Source organism: Pseudomonas gorinensis (assembly GCF_042015035.1).
GTDB lineage: Bacteria > Pseudomonadota > Gammaproteobacteria > Pseudomonadales > Pseudomonadaceae > Aquipseudomonas > Aquipseudomonas gorinensis.
The window spans coordinates 1929027-1947878 of the sequence record NZ_CP167125.1 but is presented as its reverse complement, the minus strand read 5'-3'; the positions used below and the strand labels follow the sequence as shown (position 1 = coordinate 1947878).

Annotated in this window: 20 protein-coding genes; 11 read left to right on the top strand and 9 right to left on the bottom strand. The window is 61.4% G+C overall.

The genetic code is table 11. The features are described 5' to 3' along the window. Nucleotide 1 precedes the first annotated feature (1 nt). The gene (locus AB7933_RS08840; RefSeq protein WP_024073959.1) at nucleotides 2-1192 is read right to left on the bottom strand and encodes an MFS transporter; all 1191 of its coding nucleotides are present in this window, start codon (nucleotides 1190-1192) and stop codon (nucleotides 2-4) included. Then, complete coding sequence (locus AB7933_RS08835; RefSeq protein WP_024073958.1) at nucleotides 1189-2355, bottom strand: MFS transporter; 1167 nt, start codon at nucleotides 2353-2355, stop codon at nucleotides 1189-1191. Before AB7933_RS08835 ends, AB7933_RS08840 begins: the two co-directional genes overlap by 4 nt. Before the next feature lie 95 nt (nucleotides 2356-2450). Here AB7933_RS08835 and AB7933_RS08830 point away from each other — a divergent pair, with 95 nt between their 5' ends. The 4 genes from AB7933_RS08830 (at nucleotide 2451) to AB7933_RS08815 (ending at nucleotide 4888) form a co-directional block, all read left to right on the top strand. Then, on the top strand, nucleotides 2451-3368 hold the full coding sequence (locus AB7933_RS08830; protein ID WP_024073957.1) for a LysR family transcriptional regulator: 918 nt from the start codon (nucleotides 2451-2453) through the stop codon (nucleotides 3366-3368). Nucleotides 3369-3416: 48 nt separating this feature from the next. After that, nucleotides 3417-3749 carry a hypothetical protein gene (locus AB7933_RS08825; protein WP_024073956.1) on the top strand — a complete coding sequence of 111 codons (333 nt, stop codon included), beginning with the start codon at nucleotides 3417-3419 and terminating at the stop codon, nucleotides 3747-3749. A 101-nt stretch (nucleotides 3750-3850) separates the two neighbouring features. Next, nucleotides 3851-4351, top strand: coding sequence for a methylated-DNA--[protein]-cysteine S-methyltransferase (locus AB7933_RS08820; protein ID WP_024073955.1), 501 nt, complete (start codon nucleotides 3851-3853; stop codon nucleotides 4349-4351). A 111-nt stretch (nucleotides 4352-4462) separates the two neighbouring features. Next, nucleotides 4463-4888 (top strand): low affinity iron permease family protein, encoded by a 426-nt coding sequence (locus AB7933_RS08815; protein WP_024073954.1) that lies wholly within the window; start codon nucleotides 4463-4465, stop codon nucleotides 4886-4888. A 53-nt stretch (nucleotides 4889-4941) separates the two neighbouring features. On the opposite strand, the gene AB7933_RS08810 is transcribed toward AB7933_RS08815, so the two are convergent. The 4 genes from AB7933_RS08810 to AB7933_RS08795 form a co-directional block, all read right to left on the bottom strand. After that, entirely contained in the window at nucleotides 4942-5469 is a 528-nt protein-coding gene (locus AB7933_RS08810) for a DUF4142 domain-containing protein (RefSeq protein WP_024073953.1), read from the bottom strand. Between the two features lie 120 nt (nucleotides 5470-5589). Next, complete coding sequence (locus AB7933_RS08805; protein WP_024073952.1) at nucleotides 5590-6231, bottom strand: LysE family translocator; 642 nt, start codon at nucleotides 6229-6231, stop codon at nucleotides 5590-5592. 54 nt (nucleotides 6232-6285) lie between these two features. Next, nucleotides 6286-6696, bottom strand: a complete 411-nt coding sequence (fos, locus tag AB7933_RS08800) for a fosfomycin resistance glutathione transferase (RefSeq protein WP_024073951.1) — start codon at nucleotides 6694-6696, stop codon at nucleotides 6286-6288. 15 nt (nucleotides 6697-6711) lie between these two features. Continuing rightward, on the bottom strand, nucleotides 6712-7629 hold the full coding sequence (locus AB7933_RS08795) for a LysR family transcriptional regulator (protein WP_375156320.1): 918 nt from the start codon (nucleotides 7627-7629) through the stop codon (nucleotides 6712-6714). Nucleotides 7630-7706: 77 nt separating this feature from the next. Between AB7933_RS08795 and AB7933_RS08790 the strand changes: the two genes are divergently transcribed. Beyond that, the gene (locus AB7933_RS08790; protein WP_024073949.1) at nucleotides 7707-8195 is read left to right on the top strand and encodes a DMT family transporter; all 489 of its coding nucleotides are present in this window, start codon (nucleotides 7707-7709) and stop codon (nucleotides 8193-8195) included. Between the two features lie 20 nt (nucleotides 8196-8215). Here AB7933_RS08790 and AB7933_RS08785 read toward each other — a convergent pair whose 3' ends face one another. After that, nucleotides 8216-8890, bottom strand: coding sequence for an NAD(P)H-binding protein (locus tag AB7933_RS08785; protein WP_024073948.1), 675 nt, complete (start codon nucleotides 8888-8890; stop codon nucleotides 8216-8218). Between the two features lie 596 nt (nucleotides 8891-9486). Beyond that, on the bottom strand, nucleotides 9487-10635 hold the full coding sequence (yiaY, locus tag AB7933_RS08780) for an L-threonine dehydrogenase (RefSeq protein ID WP_024073946.1): 1149 nt from the start codon (nucleotides 10633-10635) through the stop codon (nucleotides 9487-9489). Nucleotides 10636-10758: 123 nt separating this feature from the next. Here yiaY and AB7933_RS08775 point away from each other — a divergent pair, with 123 nt between their 5' ends. Beyond that, on the top strand, nucleotides 10759-11775 hold the full coding sequence (locus AB7933_RS08775) for a DUF4917 family protein (RefSeq protein WP_024073945.1): 1017 nt from the start codon (nucleotides 10759-10761) through the stop codon (nucleotides 11773-11775). Nucleotides 11776-11838: 63 nt separating this feature from the next. Here the strand turns inward: AB7933_RS08775 and AB7933_RS08770 are convergent, their stop codons facing one another. Next, a complete protein-coding gene (locus AB7933_RS08770; RefSeq protein ID WP_024073944.1) occupies nucleotides 11839-12366 on the bottom strand; it encodes a helix-turn-helix domain-containing protein in 528 nt (175 codons plus the stop codon). Nucleotides 12367-12525: 159 nt separating this feature from the next. Between AB7933_RS08770 and AB7933_RS08765 the strand changes: the two genes are divergently transcribed. From AB7933_RS08765 to AB7933_RS08745, 5 genes are all read left to right on the top strand, one after another. Further along, entirely contained in the window at nucleotides 12526-13308 is a 783-nt protein-coding gene (locus AB7933_RS08765; protein ID WP_024073943.1) for an aldolase, read from the top strand. A 27-nt stretch (nucleotides 13309-13335) separates the two neighbouring features. Next, nucleotides 13336-14208, top strand: a complete 873-nt coding sequence (locus tag AB7933_RS08760) for a dihydrodipicolinate synthase family protein (protein ID WP_024073942.1) — start codon at nucleotides 13336-13338, stop codon at nucleotides 14206-14208. Between the two features lie 385 nt (nucleotides 14209-14593). Beyond that, nucleotides 14594-15133, top strand: a complete 540-nt coding sequence (locus tag AB7933_RS08755; protein WP_024073941.1) for an RNA polymerase sigma factor — start codon at nucleotides 14594-14596, stop codon at nucleotides 15131-15133. Then, the gene (locus AB7933_RS08750) at nucleotides 15130-16098 is read left to right on the top strand and encodes a FecR family protein (RefSeq protein WP_024073940.1); all 969 of its coding nucleotides are present in this window, start codon (nucleotides 15130-15132) and stop codon (nucleotides 16096-16098) included. Before AB7933_RS08755 ends, AB7933_RS08750 begins: the two co-directional genes overlap by 4 nt. Nucleotides 16099-16222: 124 nt before the next feature. Beyond that, nucleotides 16223-18781, top strand: coding sequence for a TonB-dependent receptor (locus tag AB7933_RS08745; RefSeq protein WP_024073939.1), 2559 nt, complete (start codon nucleotides 16223-16225; stop codon nucleotides 18779-18781). The last annotated feature ends 71 nt before the right edge of the window (nucleotides 18782-18852 follow it).

Below are 18852 nucleotides of genomic sequence, written 5' to 3'. Positions count from 1 at the left end.
TTTAAACCTCAACACCGCCCCTCTGCACCACCCACGCCAACGGCAACGTCACACACAACATCCCCGCCAACACCATCACCGCCACCGGCACGCCCAGCGCATCCCCCACTGCGCCAAACGCCACCGGCGCCAGCGCGCCACCCCCAATCGTACCGGTGTAGAACAGCGCAAACGCCTGTTCGCGCTGGCCCGCGCCGGCAAGGTCGGGCACGGCGCCGTACAGCACCGAGGAGGTGCCATTCAGTACCAACCCCAGCAGCGGCAACATCACCATCAACCCGCTCAGCGGCAGATACACCGCCGCGACAATCAGCAGCGCGGTGCTGGCTTCGGTGATCCACACGGTCGTCATCATGCCGATGCGTACACCGAGGTAGCCGCAGAGCAGCTTGCCAAAGGCGCCGCCGATGAACAGCAGGGTCAGGGCCAGGCCGATGCCGGCGGTACCGGCGCCTTTGGCTTGCAGCAGAAACGGCAGGAAGGTGAGGAAACCCATGCGCACAGCGCTGTCGAGGGTGCCCATGAGGATCAGCGCGCGCAGGCCGGTGGCAGAGCCGTTGCCGCTGAGGGGCTTGGCTTTTTTCGTGACCGTGGACGCGGATACCTGGGTGGGGATAAGCCACCACAGCAGTCCCGCGGCCGCCAGGCCGAGCAGCCCCAGAGCGGTGGCGCTGGCCTGCCAACTGACCACGGTGAGCAGTAAGCCGACCAGGCCGGGGATCAGGGTTTTGCCGATATCGCCAGAGAAGTTGTACTGCGACAGGGCCTGCTTGACCCCGCCGCCCTCTTCATAGGCATCGGTGATCATCGAGGAAGCCAATGGATGTTGAGTACTGGCGCCGAGCCCACCGAGGAGCAGCGCGAGCAACAAGAGCGTCAACCCGGTGGCTTGGCCCACCAGCAAATAAGCGACGCCCGCGAGCGCGGTACCGCCGATCAGCATCGGTAACCGCCCCCAACGTTTGGCGGCGCGGCTGGCCATGAGTTGACACACGGCCATCGCCCCGGAGTAGGCACCGCGTAACAGGCCGACCTGAGCATAGGACAAGGCAAATTGCGCCTGCCAGATCGGCAACAGGACGTAGATGACATCGGTCAGGCCATCATGCACGGCGTGGGCGCTGCAACCGGCGATCAACGCACGGCGGCGGCGGGACGTTTCGCAAGCAGGCAAAGCGACAGTGTCGTTCATGGTGTAGGAATCAGCTCAGGTTTAAGGGGCTTCCAGCCGGTCAAGGCGATCAACAAGGTCAGCAATTGGAAAGCGATGATCAGCACCACGCAGCCGCCCCAGCCCCAGCGATCCCAGATCAGCGCCGGGACGATGGCGCCGCAACTGCCGCCCAGGTAATAACAGGTGAGATACACCCCGACAGCGCCCGTCTTGTTATAGCGCGCGGTGGCGGTGATAAACGCATTGGCGGCAGCCTGGGCCAAGAACACGCCGGTGGAACTGAGCGCCAGGCCCACTACGATGCACCACAGGGACGGCAGCAGGGTCAGGGCCGAGCCACTGACACCCAGCATGGCAGCGACACTGAGCAGTTCGGCGTGAGGGCGAGCTTTGCTGAGGCGCCCGGCGATGGGGATCACGAACAGGGCCAGCAGAAAGACCATGTAAAGCGTCCCCAACGCCGCCGGCCCAAGGTTGAATGGCGGCAGGCCCAAGTACAAACCTGCGTAGGTAAACGCCGCGACTTGCGAAAACAACACGCAGAAACCTACGGCATAAGCGGCCAGCAACGGCCGGCGAAACCCACCTGACGAAGAGCCTTTAGCCTGCTCGGTGCGTGGCCGGTTGTTGGCCGGCAACAAAAACTGGATAAAACCGCCGACCATCAAGCTCAGCACCGCGAGCAACTCAAAGGCTTCGCGCCAGCCTACATATTCGGTCATCACGCCGGTGACGAAGCGCCCGGCGAACCCACCCAATACGGTGCCTGCAACATACAAGCTGGTGACTTCAGTCACCGTGCCGCCCTGCCAGCGATCGCCGATGTAGGCCACGCTGGTGGCGAACACCACCGGAATCAACATGCCTTCGATCAAGCGCCACACCAGCACTTCGGCGAAGCTGTCTGCATAGGCCGTCATCAACGCCGGCACCGCCAACAGCAGCGCAGCCACGGCGATCACCGTGCGCTGTTCGAAGCGCCCGGTCAGACGGCTGACAAACGGCGCCGTGACGGCCACCGCCAGGGTGGTGACGGTAATGCTCCAGCCCGCGACCTTGGCGCTGATATGAAAGTACTCGGCAAACGTCTGGAGAATGCTCTGGGTCGCATAGAGGTTGAGAAACGCCGCGCAGCCACACAGGAACAGGGCAAGGCGGGCACAATGCAGGCGCGGTTTCATGAAAGCTCTCGTTTTATTTTGTGACGCTTTTATAGAATGAGCGGCATGATCGTGACCAATACCGTTTTCCGACCGATCAATACCCAAGGACCAGGATGCTCGACCTACGCAAGCTGCGTTACTTTCTGACGGTCGCCGAAGAATTGCACTTCGGCCGCGCCGCCCTGCGCCTGCACCTCGCCCAGCCGCCGTTGACCCGGCAGATTTCAGCGCTGGAGGCAGAGTTGGGCTTCAAGCTGTTCGATCGCACCAGCCGCACGGTGACGCTCACCGCCCAGGGCCGCTCGTTCCTGCCCTACGCCCGTGGCGTGTTGGAACAGGTTGAGTTGGCACAAGTGATCGCCACTAAATTGGCTGCGGGCACGGCCGGGCAACTGGCGTTGGGCTATGTGAGTTCAATCGCCCTGTCGGACCTGTTCAGCCAAGCGATCCAGGCCTTTGCCCAGCGCTTTCCCGATGTGCAACTGACCCTGGTGGAATGCGCCTCCGGCAGCCTTGGTGCGCAAGTGGCCGACGGGCGGCTGGATATTGGCTTGAGCCGGCTGTTGCCGCAAAACGACGCGGTGCAAGCGCTGTCGTTGGGCGAGGAACGCTTGGTGGCAGCGGTGTCGAGTGACAGCCCGCTGGCCAGCCAGGCCGAAATCAGCCTGGCGCGGCTCAGCGCATTTCCGTTGATTCTGTTCCCGGCCGATTACGGCTCGGGGCTGAACCAGTCCATCGAGCAGTTGTACCGCCACCACGGCGTGCCCCTGTACGCGGGGCCGACCGGGCGGCAGATCACCTCGATCATTGCGCTGGTGGCAGCCGGGCAAGGAGTGGCGCTGGTGCCGGCCTGTACGCAAAGCTTGATGAACAAGGGGGTGACGTATCGGCCACTGGTGGAGGTGGATGCCTGTGCAAAGTTATTGGTGCTGACGCGCAAGGAGGAGTCGAACCTGTCGGTCCAGGCCTTTATGGCGGTGATCGATGAGGTAGCTGCAACGCCAGCAAAGTCTGAATGCACCCACAAATGAGCACCGTAATACTGTCAACCCGTTAGCCGTGAGAGTGAGATACCCGCAATGCTTGAGCCTGAACAATCCACCCCCAAACCTGTACTGCGCCAGGTGGTCGGTTGGGTGCTGGTTCTGCCCTTCCTGGTCTCATGGGTGAGGCTGCCATTTCCCTTTGGCCTGTTCCTGGCGCTGGGAGTGATTGCAGCGTCGGCCTATGGCGTAAGGTTTGCCTGGCACCACGCCAGTCGACGCGTGACGATGTTCGCGCTGATAGTCACTCTGCTCAATGCCGTTTCATGGGTCATGCTGAGCACCGCCTCAGTACTCATGGCGCTCTACATGCTCGCGCGACTCTACTGGTGGCCGTATTTCGCCAACTGGCTTTACTGGAATTTTTAGTCTCAAGGCGAATTTGACCGCAAGAAGCGCAGTTTCCAGGCAAGCCGATGGCGCTACAGTAGCGCTGAACCTTTTAACGCCGCCTGTCGAGGAGCCCACTCATGCGCTACGAATACACACTCATACCCTCCCCCGTCGGCGAGCTCACCCTGGTGGCGCGCAATGGCAAGCTCAGCGCCATCCTGTGGGAATGCGAGCGCGCCAACCGCGTACGCCTGGGTGAATTGCATGAGGCCAATCACAACCCGGTGTTGCTGGAAACCAAGCGCCAATTGCACGAATACTTCGCCGGCAGCCGTCACCGGTTCGAGCTGGAACTGGACTTCACCGGCACCGATTTTCAGAAATCGGTGTGGCAGGCATTGCTGACGATCCCTTTTGGCGAAACCCGCAGCTACAGCCAGATCGCCCAGCAGATTGGCAACCCGAAAGCCGTGCGTGCCGTGGGAGCCGCCAATGGTCGCAACCCGATCTCGATCATTGCTCCGTGCCATCGGGTGATCGGCGCGTCAGGCGGGCTGACCGGATTCGCTGGCGGGCTGGAGGCCAAGCAATACTTGCTCGCGCTGGAAGGCGGCGGCCAGGCCGAACTGGTGTTCTGAAACGCGCCGCGGCAAAAACGTCCCCTTTGTTCATGAGACCAGTTGTAAAAAGAAATTTCAGCACTGCGCTGCGGTCCATCACTTCATCACCTCCCCTTAAGGAAACCGGTCATGAAATTCTCCGCAGTCTCACAATCCCTGTCCCGCTGGGCTGGCAGTGCCCGGACGTTCTACGCGGCCGTCGCGCTGATTTTCCTGTGGAGCCTGAGCGGGCCGTATTTCCACTACAACGACACCTGGCAACTGATCATCAATACCTCGACCACCATCATCACCTTCCTGATGGTGTTCCTGATCCAAAACACGCAAAACCGCGATAACGACATCCTGCACATCAAGATCGATGAACTGCTGCGCGTGTCCAAGGACGCGCAAAATGCCGTGTTGAGCCTGGACGGCCTGGACCGCAAAGAACTGGAAAAGCTACGCCAGGAATACCGCAGCATTGGCAAAACCGGCAGCGTCAGCCTGAACAGCAGCTGCGGTCACGCTGCCGACGATGCGGCCCCCACCAAGACCGATTTGAACCAGGCATGAAAAACGGCGGTTGGATCAGCTCCAACCGCCGTTTTTCCTAAGCAGTAAAGGCCTCAACCATCGCCTTGATGACCTTTGCCGTAGGTGGATGCCAGGGCACGAGCCTTTTGCAGGCGCTCTTCCAGCTTGGGCAGCGTTTCATCCACCAGCGCTTTTATTTCCGGGACATCGGACGCGGCGCCTTCGCGCTTGAACAGGGCGATGGCCTCTTCGTTTTCCTTGACCTGTTGTGCGGTGTAGGCGGCGTCGAAGGAGTCACCCTCCTTGAGTTCGGGCATCAGGGTTTCAGCTTTGTCGACGATCTTCTCCCGTGGGGCCACCGGCAAGTCGAGCTTCTTGGCAATCGCCGCCAAATGTTGGTTGGCCAGGGTGCGCTCGTTGATCACCTCGATGGTGTAGTCCTTGATTTCCTGGGACGAGGTTTTGGCGTGGGCCATGCGACTGGTCTCGATATCGGCCATACCTTTGGCCGAAGCCTGCTCGATGAACTCAGCAGGCGACTGGGCGAAAGCATTGCTGGCGCCGAGGCCCAGCAGCATCGCGAAACTGGCGGTGCGTAACCGGATAGCCATGCGGCTCATGATGGGTTCCTCCAGGGCAAAAATAGGTGCGGGGGGAATACACCCCACCCTGGATTCGAATTTTCTGGGCGGCAAAGGTTTAGAAAAAACTTGCCGTTGCGACGAACGGTCGTCGCCACCTCAAGCCGGTTTGCTGCCAAACAGCCCCGGTAACGCATGGGCCAGGGCGTTTATAGCAAAGCCGATGAACATCACGCCGCACAGTCGGGTGATCAGGATTTCATGGCGTTGATACACCGTGCGCACCCGTTGGGCACCCACCACACCGATCAGAATGGCATAGGCCAGCAGGCCACCGACGAAGCTCAGGAAGATCAACGACGGCAACATCGACCACGTCAGCAACTCGGCACGGCTGGAGAGCAGCGCAGTGAACGTCGCCACGGCCACCGGGTAAGCCTTGGGGTTGGTCAGGCCGAACACAATACCGTGCCAGAACGGATGGCGCGCCGCGCCCTGGGGGGCATCGCCGTTGCGACGCTGGGTCCGAATCGCGCGCCAGCCGAGCCAGAACAGGTACAGGCCGCTGAGCACGCCCAGCACATCGAACGCGCTGCTGCCGACTTCCCGCGCGCCGACAATCGCCACCAGCGCGGTGCTGCACCACAGCACATCGCCCAGCAGGTGCCCGCAGAGGAACCCCGCCCCGGCCCGACGACCACGGGCGGCGCCGATGCCGAATACGGCCAGTACCCCCGGCCCCGGCGTAATCCCGTAGATAAAACCCGAAGCGAGCACAGCGAACAGCAAGGAAAGGGTCATGGGCGCGACTCTGACAGAGGATGTGGAGGTGGCTGGATTCTGCACGTTCCAGTACTAAGGGTAAAACTTCATGCCGACATAGGGTTTGTCGCGGCAGGCTTGCAGGCGCGAGGCCAGGTCGCCCACATGGGCTTCAAGCTTGTGGCCGTCGGGGTCGAGAAAATAGAACGAGGCGCCTTCGCTGCGGTTGTCGCGCCACGCCTGTACGTTGGCGGCGCACAGGCGCTCGACCAATGCGGTGAAATTTGACGCTGCGACGGTAAACGCAGCGTGGGTGTAGTCGGCCGTCGGATTCGAGTCGCGTAAAGGATCGAGGGACAAACAGAGCCATAGGCCCGGCAATGACAAATAGGCGCCGCTGTCCCAGGTGGCCTCGAGCTTCAGTTGCAACAGCCCATGGTAGAAGCTGACGCTGCGAGGCAGATCGGTGACGGCCAGGGTCAGGTGGTTGAGGCCGGTGAGCATGTTGTTTTTTCCGTGTTAGCGGTGGTTTTCGGACAATACACCCTGCATTTGGTCTTTCAACCACTGCAACCCCGAATCCCCGCCCCGCCGCCCATGCCACACCAGCTCAAAGGCAAACGAGGGAATAGGAAACGGCGGCGGCACGGTCAGCAGGTGCTGATGGTCGATGTTGAGCAACCCCCGCGATGACACCGTCAGGATCAGGTCCGTGCCGCGAATCAACTGCGGTGCCACGCCCCAGTGCGGCAGGCTGATCGCCACATGCCGCCGCTCACGAATCGCCGTCAACGCGCGCTCGATTTCCGGCGTGCCGCTGCCGCGCATTTCCAGCAACACATGGGGCCGCGACAGGTAGGTAGGCAAGTCGAGGATGCCGCCCTCCGGCAGGCTGTCGCGGTCCACCAGGCAGGTGTAATGCTCTTCGAACAACGGCGAGCTGCGCAGTTCGGCGGGCATATCGGGGAACACACCAGCGGCCAGGTCGAGGTCGCCATTGAGCACGCCCTCCACCATGCCTTCGCGGCTGGCCTGGACAATCTGCAGGTCGATACCCGGCGCTTCGTGACGCAAGGTTCGCACCAGCCCCGGTAGGAAAATCGCCGCGCTGTAGTCCGACATCGCCACGCGAAACCGACGCTTGGCCGAGGCCGGGTCAAACTGATTCGGTGCCAGCAGTGCCTGCACCTGGGCCAGGGCCTCGGCCAACGGAGTCGCCAATTCCAGCGCGCGGGCAGTCGGCACCAACGTGCCTCCCTGGCGCACCAGCAAGGGATCACCGAGCACATCACGCAAGCGCGCCAACGCATGGCTGACCGCCGGCTGGCTCAGGTGCAGGCGCGCCGCCGCACGGGTGACGTGCTGCTCGGCAAGCAAGGCGTCGAGGATCACCAACAGGTTGAGGTCGATGCGCCGTAGATCATTCATCAGCTGCATGCCTGGCATAAGGAATTGGAATTTAAATTTGCGTGACGAATAGCCTAGAGTCCAGCAAAACCTCTGGGAGATTCGACATGACGACGTTGCATTGGGCTGGTTTGTTGCTATTGGCGGTGATCGCCGGGGCGGTGGTGCCGTTTCAAAGTGCGATCAATGCCAACCTCGGTCGCGGTCTCGGCCACCCACTGTGGGCGACGCTGGCGTCGTTGCTGGTGAGCATTATCGTGCTGCTGCCGGTGATCGTCGCACTGCGCCTGCCGTTGCCGAACCTGGCGTTTATCAGCAAGGCACCGCTGTGGATGTGGGCCGGTGGCGCATTGGGTGTGTGCTTTATCTCGCTGGCACTGATACTGCTGCCCAAGCTGGGTGCATCGGGGTTTATCGCCCTGGCCATGGCCGGGCAGATTCTAGCGTCGCTGCTGCTGGATCACTTCGGCCTGTTTGGCCTGGTAGAACGGCAACTGACCACGCCCCGGGTGCTGGGAGCGCTCTTGTTGATAGGCGGCGTGGCGTTGATCCAGTTCAGTGCCACACCCGCCCGCACACTGGCGACGGCAGGCTGATCCGCACGGGTGCACAGGGCTCAGGGTGTATCGCGAGCCAGTCGATTGATCTCGGCCTGTTCCACCACCGCTTGCGGCGCGCCGTTACGCACCGCCGCCAGCATCGCCCGCCCCACGGTCTCGGTGCTGACCACCCAGCCCGGCTTGATCCCACGCACCACCGACAGCAACGGCCCGAGCACCGTGTAGAACAACTGGTACAACGGCGTCTTCGAGCGCACGCCATGCAACGGTTGGATCACCCCCGGCCGGAACAGGTACACCGCCTTGAACGGCAGGCGCAGCAAGGCGTTCTCGGTCTTGCCCTTGACCCGCGCCCACATCGACTTGCCCGCCTCGGAACTGTCGGTACCCGCGCCGGACACGTAGATAAAGGTCATCTGCGGATTAAGCCGAGCCAGGGTACTGGCGGCGACAAGGGTGAGGTCATAGGTGAGGTGGGTGTACTTGGTTTCATTCATGCCAGCCGACGAAACGCCGAGGCAGAAGAAGCAAGCATCAAAACCTTGCAACAGGTTTTCCAGGGGTTGGAAATCCAGCATGTCGCTGTGCAACACCTGATGCAGCTTGCCGTGCTCCTGGGCCAGCGGCGTGCGGCCGACGGCCACGACTTCCTGCACATCCGCGGCCAGCAGGCACTCACGGAGGACGCCCTGGCCGACCATGCCGGTGGCACCGAATAATAAGACTCTCATAAGGTTTTACCTTCAATGGCCTGCCATCAACGGCACGCTAAAGACAAATACACTAACAGCTTGTAGCGTGCTGCCAGTAGCTTAGCGCCCAAATAGGAATCGTCCGTTCTTGAAACGCACCACCACCCCGCCCTTGCTTGCAGCGCGGCCCTCCTTGCCCCAGTCGGCATCAGCCGCAATTTGCACGCGGCATTGGCGCAAGGTTCAGGCGATGGGGCGATCATTGTGTTCAACACCCGCGCACCGTTGATTTTGCAGGGCGTTTCGAGTGGATTGCAGCACGATATGGCGGGTTGGGGAGAGGCGTATCGGGTAGAGACGTTGATGCTCAATCACTTCGTCGCGCCCACAGGGTGGCTGACGATGATGAGTGGGGGCGTGGCGAGCGGGCTTGCCCTAATGCCATTCAGTTAAGGCTTTTGTGTAGGAGCGAGCTTGCTCGCGAAGAACTCACAGGCGCCGCGTTCATCCAGGACACACGCGTTATCGTTGACGTTTTTCGCGAGCAAGAACTAGGCGTCCCCCCTCGCTCCTACAGAAGGCGATGTACGCTTAACTGAACGGCATTAGGGCAAGCCCGCCCACCACAGCAAGGATCAGAATGCGCTGCGGAAGATCTCCTCGATCTGACGCTGATCAGCCCGTCGTGGGTTGGTCAGCCCACAGGCATCCTTCAACGCATTGGCCGCCAGCAGCGGGATATCCTGCAACTTGGCCCCCAGCTCACGCAGGCCCGCTGGGATTTCGACGTCCAGGGCCAATGTACGAATCGCGGCAATGGCAGCCTGGGCGCCCTCTTCCGCACAGCCCCCCTTGATGTCCGCGCCCAGTGCACGGCCGACATCGCTCAGGCGCTTGGCGCTGACGCTGGCATTGAAGCTTTGCACATGGGGCAGCAACACCGCGTTGCACACGCCGTGGGGCAGGTCGTACAGGCCGCCCAGTTGGTGAGCCATGGCATGCACGAACCCCAGGGAAGCATTGTTGAAGGCCATGCCGGCGAGGAACTGGGCATACGCCATGTTTTCCCGCGCGGCTTTGTCAGTACCGTCGCGTACGGCCAGGCGCAGGTTGGCGCTGATCAGCTCGATGGCCTTGATCGCGCAGGCGTCGGTGATCGGCGTAGCGGCCGTGGATACGTAGGCTTCGATGGCGTGGGTCAACGCATCCATGCCGGTGGCGGCGGTAAGCCCCTTGGGCATGCCGACCATCAGCGAGGGGTCGTTGACCGACAGCAGCGGCGTGACGTTGCGGTCGACGATGGCCATTTTCACGTGGCGGGTTTCGTCGGTGATGATGCAGAACCGGGTCATCTCGCTGGCGGTGCCGGCGGTGGTGTTGATGGCCACCAGTGGCAGTTGCGGCTTGCTGGATTGGTCGACCCCTTCATAGTCGCCGATATGCCCGCCGTTGGTGGCGCACAGGGCGATACCCTTGGCGCAGTCATGGGGCGAACCACCGCCCAGGGACACGACAAAATCGCAGGCACTTTGCTGCAACAGCGCCAGGCCTTTCTCGACGTTTTCCACATTGGGGTTGGGCTTGGCGCCATCGTAGATGACCGAGTCGATGTCCTGCATCGCCAGTTTCTCGGCGATCATGCTGGCCACGCCGGCCTTGGCCAAGCCGGCGTCGGTGACGATCAGGGCCTTGCGAAAACCGTAGTTGCGGATGGCAACCATCGCTTCGTCGAGGCAATCAGTGCCCATGATGTTGACGGCGGGAATGAAGAAGGTACTGCTCATGGCGAATCCTCAGAGGCGTTATGCCGACAGAATCCACTGAGAGCGCATGGTGCACCTTGACCAGGATCAACCCTCGCTCATGATAAAGTCTGCGTCCAGCCGATTTCGAGTAGACCCACCGCGATGAAGGATTTCCAGGATATTGATGCCCACCTTGAAGACTGGAGCGCGCTGCGCAGCACCATCGACTTCAGTGGGATTCTGATCGGCAACGGCGCCAGCCGGGCGATTTGGGAGGACTTTGCCTACGACTCGCTGTTCGAAAACGCCCGCACCGTCGAAGAAAAACCCCTGAGCCAATCCGAGCTGAGTGTGTTCGACGCCCTGCAAACCCGCAGCTTCGAACAGGCCCTGGGCGCCTTGAAAACCACCAGCCGGGTCAACAAGGCCCTGGCCGTCAGCTCGGCGGCGCCGCGCAATCGCTATTACGCAATCAAGGAAGCGCTGATCAACACCATCCACGCCGTGCACATCCCATGGCGCCTGGTGCAGCCGTCGACGCTGGCGACGATCAACGCCGAGCTGGCCAGCTACCCCACGGTCTTCACCAGCAACTACGACCTGCTCAACTACTGGGCGATCCTGCACACGCCGGGCATCGACGACCTGTTCCGCAGCGCAGACGCCAGCTTCGACCTGCGCAATACCCGCACCGATGCACCGCGCATTCTCTACCTGCACGGCGGCCTGCACCTGGTGCGCAACCTCGACGGCACCGCGCGCAAATTGCCGAGCACCGACAGCACCCTGCTCAGCAGTTTCGCAATCAACAACACGATCAAGACCCTGGACGATGTGCCGTTGTTCGTCAGCGAAGGCAAGGTGCAGGAGAAGCTCAAGACCATCCGCAGTTCGGATTACCTGTCGTTCTGCTATGAGCAGTTGCTCACCCATGCCGGCGCGCTGTGCATCTTCGGCCACGACCTGGGGCCGCAGGATAAACACCTGGTGGATGCGATTCGCCAGGCCAGCCCGACCACCCTGGCGATCTCGGTGTCGGGACGCAGCGACGGGTTCATTCGCCAGCAGAAGCGGCGGTATTCGCAGTTGTTTGACGGCAGCGGCGTGGAGCTGAAGTTTTTTGCGGCGCGCACGCATCCGTTGGGTCATCCAGCACTGTCGGTACCGGTGGAACGCTGAGCAACCTATGGGACGGAGCTGGCCCCCCGCCCACATTGATCGCCTTTCAAGCCGTCAGCGCGGTCACTCTTCAGCGCTGTGCACCACCACCAACAACTGTGCCTGCACATCCCCCACCGAGCGAAGCCGATGGGGCTTCTGTGCATTGAAATGCAGGGCATCGCCCCGCTCCAGGATCACCCGTTCATTCATGAAGTCCACTTCCACCTGGCCTTCATGCACGAACAGGAATTCCTCCCCCACGTGTTCCTTGAAGGTCTTGTCGGTGAACTCCGCCGGCGGGTAAATGATGAAAGGCAACAGGCTGCGTTCACTGACCTGATGGGCCAGCACCGCATAACCCGGCGCGGTGTCGGGCCGCTCATGGCAGCGCACCAGGCTGTAGCTGTCGAGACTGACGCTGTCTTCGCTGAACAGTTCTTCCACTTTCACGTTCAACGCCTTGGCCAGTTTCAACGCAGCGGCAATCGACGGTGTGTTGAGCCCGCGCTCGACTTTCGACAGATAACTCTTGGTCATCCCGGATTTTTCGGCCAGGTTTTCCAACGTCACGCCGAGTTTTTTTCTCAATAATTTCAAACGGATAGACATGCGCTGCGGTTAATCCATGCAGAAAGCGAAGAGCTGTGCTTGCTAATGACACAAAGTGTCATATAGCATCTTTAGTGTCATTTGCCTCACCCAACGACCTTGCGAGCAGCGGGGGACCAGCAAATCCGACGTCCATTGAACCACCCAAAGGACACCGATATGGCCAAGACATTAGCACTCCCCAAAGACCAACTGGTCAAGCAAGCGCTGATCCAGATGCAAAACACCCTGGCGGATAATACGTGGACCGACCGGCAAAAGCTGGCGCTCACATGTCGCATCCTCTTCGAATACGGCCACGACTCCGGCCTGGCCGGGCAGATCACCGCGCGCGGGCCCACGCCTGGCACCTATTACACCCAGCAACTGGGCCTGGGCTTTGACGAAATCACCGCGAGCAACCTGCTGCTGGTCAACGAAGACCTCGAGGTGCTGGAAGGCCACGGCATCCCCAACCCGGCCAACCGTTTTCACACCTGGGTCTACCGTGGAAGGCCGGATGTGAACTGCATCATTCACACCCACCCGACGCACATCGCCGCCCTGTCGATGCTGGAAGTGCCGCTGCAGGTATCCCATATGGACCTGTGCCCGCTGTACGAGGACTGCGCGTTCCTGGAAGCCTGGCCAGGGGTGCCGGTGGGCAATGAAGAAGGGGAAATCATCACCACGGCACTGGCTGACAAGCGCGCGATTTTGCTTTCGCACCACGGCCAGTTGTCGACCGGGGCAAATATCGAGGAAGCCTGCGTGATCGCGCAGTTGATCGAGCGTGCGGCCAAGTTGCAATTGCTGGCGATGGCCGCCGGCACCCTCAAGCCGATCCTGCCGGCATTGGGACGCGAGGCCCATGACTGGATCTCAAAGCCCAAGCGTCATGGCGCTGCGTTCAATTACTACGCCCGGCAGAACCTGCGCAAGCACGCCGACTGCCTGAATTGATTGCCCTTTTTCGACCGGAGACCTCCCATGTCCAGCCCAACCATTCACGGCATCATCGGCTACACCATCACCCCATTCAGCACCGACGGCCAACGCATTGACCTCGACGCCCTGGGCCGCTCCATCGACCGCTTGATCGCCAGCGGCGTGCATGCCATCGCGCCTTTGGGCAGCACCGGTGAAGGCGCTTATCTGAGCGAGGCCGAGTGGGACGAAGTCAGCGCCTACAGCCTGCAAAAAGTCGACAGGCGCGTGCCCACGATTGTCAGCGTGTCCGACCTGACCACCGCCAAGGCCGTACGCCGCGCGCGTTACGCCGAGGCCCATGGCGCCGATGTGGTGATGGTGCTGCCGGCCTCGTACTGGAAACTCAGCGAGGCGGAAATCCTCGCCCACTACGCCACGATTGGCGACAGCATCGGTTTGCCGATCATGCTCTACAACAACCCGGCTACCAGCGGCACGGACATGTCGGTGGACTTGATCCTGCGCATTATCAAACAGGTCGCCAACGTCACCATGGTCAAGGAGAGCACCGGGGATATTCAGCGCATGCACCAGTTGCACCAGCGCAGCGACGTGCCGTTCTACAACGGCTGCAACCCGTTGGCACTGGAAGCCTTCACGGCCGGGGCCAAGGGTTGGTGCACGGCGGCGCCAAACCTGATCCCGCAACTGAACCTGGATTTGTATGCGGCAGTGTTGGCCAATGACCTGAGCAAGGCGCGCGAACTGTTTTATCGGCAGTTGCCGTTGCTGGAGTTCATCCTCAAGGGCGGGTTGCCGGCGACGATCAAGGCCGGGTTGCGCTTGACCGGGTTGGAGGTGGGTGATCCCCGCTTGCCGGTATTCCCGCTGGGCGAAGCCGGAATCGAACAGCTGAAAACATTGCTGCGCTGACGCCGCGATCCAATGAGGGAGGGGCTTGACCCAGTGCCAGTCAATTAAGAGATAGAACGAGCAAACCGTAACCTGTGGCGAGCGGGCTTGCCCCGCGTTGGGCTGCGAAGCGGCCCCAAAACCTGGCGATTCAATATGCGTGGATAAACGCGGTGGCCTTATTGGGGCTGCTTCGCAGCCCAACGCGGGGCAAGCCCGCTCGCCACAACAAGCCCGCTCGCCACGACAAGCGCGCTCACCACAACAAGCTCGCTCGTCACAGTTAGAGTGTTCCTCCTTAACTGACTGACAAGCCCCCTCCCACATTTTAAATAGAGACAAATGATAATGATTCTCGATAGAATTCACGACTTTTCCACGTCGTGCTTCGTCAAGAAGGATATCCATGTCTCGTCCCAAGCCCGACCCGTTGTCGGCCGATGCCTTTCGCGGGTTTTATGCAGACATTCTGTATTTCCTGCGCAAACGCACGGACAACGCCAGCGACGCGGCCGACATGACCCAGGATGTCTTTACTCAGTGGCTGGACTACCGCGACCGGGCCAAGGTCGAGCAGCCACGGGCGTTTCTGTTCCAGATGGCGCGCAACCTGCTGCGCGATCATTGGCGCAAACAGAAGGTACGACAAACCGTCCACGCCGATCAGGCCGAAAAGGATGCCGAGCCGGTCATTGACGAGCAGAACGACCCCATGGTCGCCGCACAACGCCTGCAACGCCTGGAACAGTTGAAAGAAGTCCTCGCCGAGCTCTCGCCGCGCAGGCGAGAAGCCCTTATGCTGCACCGCTTCGAAGGCCTGAGCCAGGTACAGATCGCCGAGCGCATGGGCATTTCGACCAGCATGGTGGAAAAGCACATCGCCTTTGCCCTGCTGCATTGCAAGCGACGCCTTCAACCCGACCTCGGCACGGAGCAGCCCGAATGAACCGCCTGAGCGACATCGACGCCCTGGACATCGAAGCGAGCGACGCCATTGATGCCCAAGCCGCCAGTTGGTTTGCACGCAACCGTAGCGATGCGGGGCGCGCCGACCGCAAGGCTTTTGCCGCCTGGCAAGCCGTGCCGGCCCACGCCCGCGCCTATGCCGAATTCGAGCAGCTGTGGGCGGACCTCGCCCAGTTGCAGCAACGGAGCAAACCCGTGGCGCTGCCCCCGCGCAAACCAGCCTTGTGGCGCCCGGCCCTCGCCGCCGCCGCCGCCGTGCTCTGTGCCGTACTGGCCACGCACCTGGGTGCACCGCGCGAGTTGTATCACAGCCAGGTCGCGGCCCACGCCAAGGGCGTGCGTACCCTGGACCTGCCCGATGGCAGCACCTTGTATGTGAATGCCAACACCCGCTTGCGCGTCGACTTCACCGCCTACCAACGCATCATCCATTTGGACAAGGGCCAGTTGTATATCGAGGTCGCTGCTGACAAGGAACGGCCGTTGTTCGTACAAGCCGGCGAAGCGAATGTGCGGGTGGTGGGCACGGCTTTTGATGTGCGCCGCAGCCCGCAGCAACTGGTGGTCAGCGTCGCCCATGGCCAGGTCGCCTTCGAGCCGGACGCCAAAAACGCCGTCACCTTGCTCGGCGCCCAGCAACGCGCCATCTACCACTACGCCAAGGGCACCGTGCAGCAACAACCCCTCACGTCCGAAGACGTGGCCGACTGGCGCAGTGGACACCTGTCGTTCCGCAACCGCGAGCTGGCCAGCCTGATCGATGAACTGAGCCTTTACCGCCCGCAGGCACCGTTGCAGGTGAGCAATGCAGTGGCACACCTGAAGGTCTCGGGCAATCTCGATGTGAATGATCCAGACGCCTTACTCAATGCCCTGCCCGCCCTGCTGCCGGTAAAAGTCATGGCTTCAGCCGATGGCGTGATAAGCATTGAGCCGAGCAAATAATACAAAAACCGTACTTGAGAATATTTTGCATTTGCACGTGTGGTTTTTTTAGCCTGCCCCGTCTTCCTCCCGACTGTGTTTGATACGCACACCTTTTTGGCTATCTGGCCACCCGGGGGATTTCATGTTTCGCGCGCCTTGCCACGCTTCGCACCTGTTGCTTCAACCGACCCTGCTTGCCACCTGCCTGGCGTTCAGCCTCACGGCCCAGGCCGAGTCGTTCACGCTGCACCTGCCGGCCCAGTCGCTGGCCACGTCACTGAGCGAGGTGGCGCAGCAGACGAAGATCCAGCTGCTGTTCGATGAAACACTGCTCAAGAACGTGCAGGCACAGGCCCTCAATGGTGACTTCACCCCGGAAGTGGCGATCCGCACCCTGCTGGCCCCTGGTGAATTCACCCTGATCAAGGTCGGCACTACCTACGTCGTACGCCCCGATACGGGCAAGACTACCCAGAGCGGCGCGATCCAGCTGGACACCTTGAGCGTGATCGGCACGGGCAATGAAGTCGACTCCAGCACCGTGAACCGCTCCACCCTGAGCCAGGCCGACATCGACCGCTACCAAGCCAACAACATCCCCAGCCTGTTGCAGACCCTGCCAGGGGTCAGCCAGGGTGGCTCGCTGAAACCCGGTGGCCAGACCATCAACATCCGTGGTTTCGGCGATGCCGAGGATGTACCGATGACCGTCGACGGTGCCACCAAGAGCGGCTTCGAGCGCTACCAGCAAGGCACGGTATTTATCGAACCCGAGCTGATCAAAAGCATCGAGGTCGAGAAAGGCCCCAATTCGCCGTTTACCGGCAACGGCGGTTTTGGCGGCACGGTCAACATGACCACCAAGGACGCCCCGGACTTGCTCAAGGACGGTCGCAACAGCGGTGCGATGCTCAAGTACGGTTACTCCAGCAACGACCATGAACAGGTCTATAGCAGCGCCGTGTATGGCCGCACCGACGATGGCCGGTTCGATGCGCTGGCTTACCTGACCCAACGCGACGGTGGTGACATGAAGGTGGCCGCCAAGCTGCCCAATGAGAACAACCAGTACCCGATCAACCCCCAACGCCTGCCTAACACCGCCCAGGACGTGGACGGCAAGCTGTTCAAGGTCAATGCCCACTTCACCGATGAACACAGTCTCGGCCTGTCGTACTCGCGTTCCCACAGCAATCGCTGGACACCCTTTTCCGCCGCGAGCTACCCGACACCGCCGACCCAGGCCAACATCAACCGCTACGGCTACGAAGGCGCGTTGAAGCGCTTTCTGGCACACCGCGACACCGTCGACACCACCTGGTCGGGCAAGTATGAATACCAACCCTTGGACAACCCGCTGGTGGACTTGACCGTCAAGTACTCTCAGTCCAACACCGAGCAGACTGACGAGCGCGACGCCACGGCGTTTTTCCAGTTGGCCACGGGTGGGCGCAAGATGGACACGTCCTACACCGACAAGAACCTCGACATCCGTAACGTCAGCCTGTTTGACACCGGGCCGTTGCAGCATGCGGTGACTATCGGTGGGCAGTTGCGCAAGCACATCCGCGAAACCGAGATGTGGATGCCAGGCACCACCTACAACACGCCACGCTACAACTATGGGCACTTTCAACCGGGCTTCATGCCCCACGGCAAGGTGGATACCAACAGTTTCTTCATCCAGGACGCCGTGACCCTGGGCGATGTGACGATCACCCCGTCGCTGCGCTACGACCATGTACGCAATCGCGGCGAGGCCAACGATGCACCGTACTACAGCAACCCCGACCCCGCCGTCGGCCATGACTACAGCGACCGCACCTACACCGGCTGGTCGCCGCGCCTGGCGTTGTTCTGGACGGTGACCCCGAACGTCGGCCTGTTCGCCAACTGGAGCCAGACCTGGCGGGCGCCAGTGATCGACGAGCAATACGAAGTGCAGGGCCTGGGCAACCGCACAGCCACCAGCGTCGACCTCGACCCGGAGCGCATCACCTCGATCACCCTGGGTAACATCACCCGCTTCGACAACCTGATCGCCCAGGACGACAACCTGCAACTGCGCACCACTCTGTTCCACAACAAAGTCGAAGACGAAATCTTCAAGGCCACGGGCGTGGGCTGCCAGAACCAGGCCATCAACGGGGGCACAATTGCCAACGCTTGCCCACCGGGGGCGATGTCCAACTACCGCAATATCGGCGCGCTGACCATCAAGGGCTTCGAGTTCGAAACGCTCTATAACTCCACCTACCTGTTCGGCTCGGCATCGTTCGCCTATGCCACCGGCCAACACGAGGGTGCCTATACCAACCCTTGGGGCCCGGATGTGGCGGCCCGCGATATTCCGCCGACCAAGTGGGTGCTGGTGGTGGGGACCCACATCCCGGCCTGGGATGCCCAGGTGGGGTGGACGGGGCAGTTCATCGGCGCAACCACTCGCCTGCCCAGCGACAAATACTCCGGCGGCCCCGGCAGCAGTGTCGGCGACTTGTTCTACGACCAGTATGGCAATAAGCGCTACAACACCCAGGGCCTGTTCGCGAAATGGGCACCGCAACAGGCTTACCTGAAAGGCACCGAGGTGAACTTCACCGTGGACAACCTGTTCAACAACAACTTCCGTCCGGCGCTGAGCGGTGATCGTGCCTACACCAAAGGGCGCGATGCCAAGATCAGCGTCACACGTTTCTTCTGAAGACTGGCACTGCAACTGTGGAGAGCGGGCTTGTTGTGAAGAGCGGGCTTGTTGTGGCGAGCGGGCTTGCC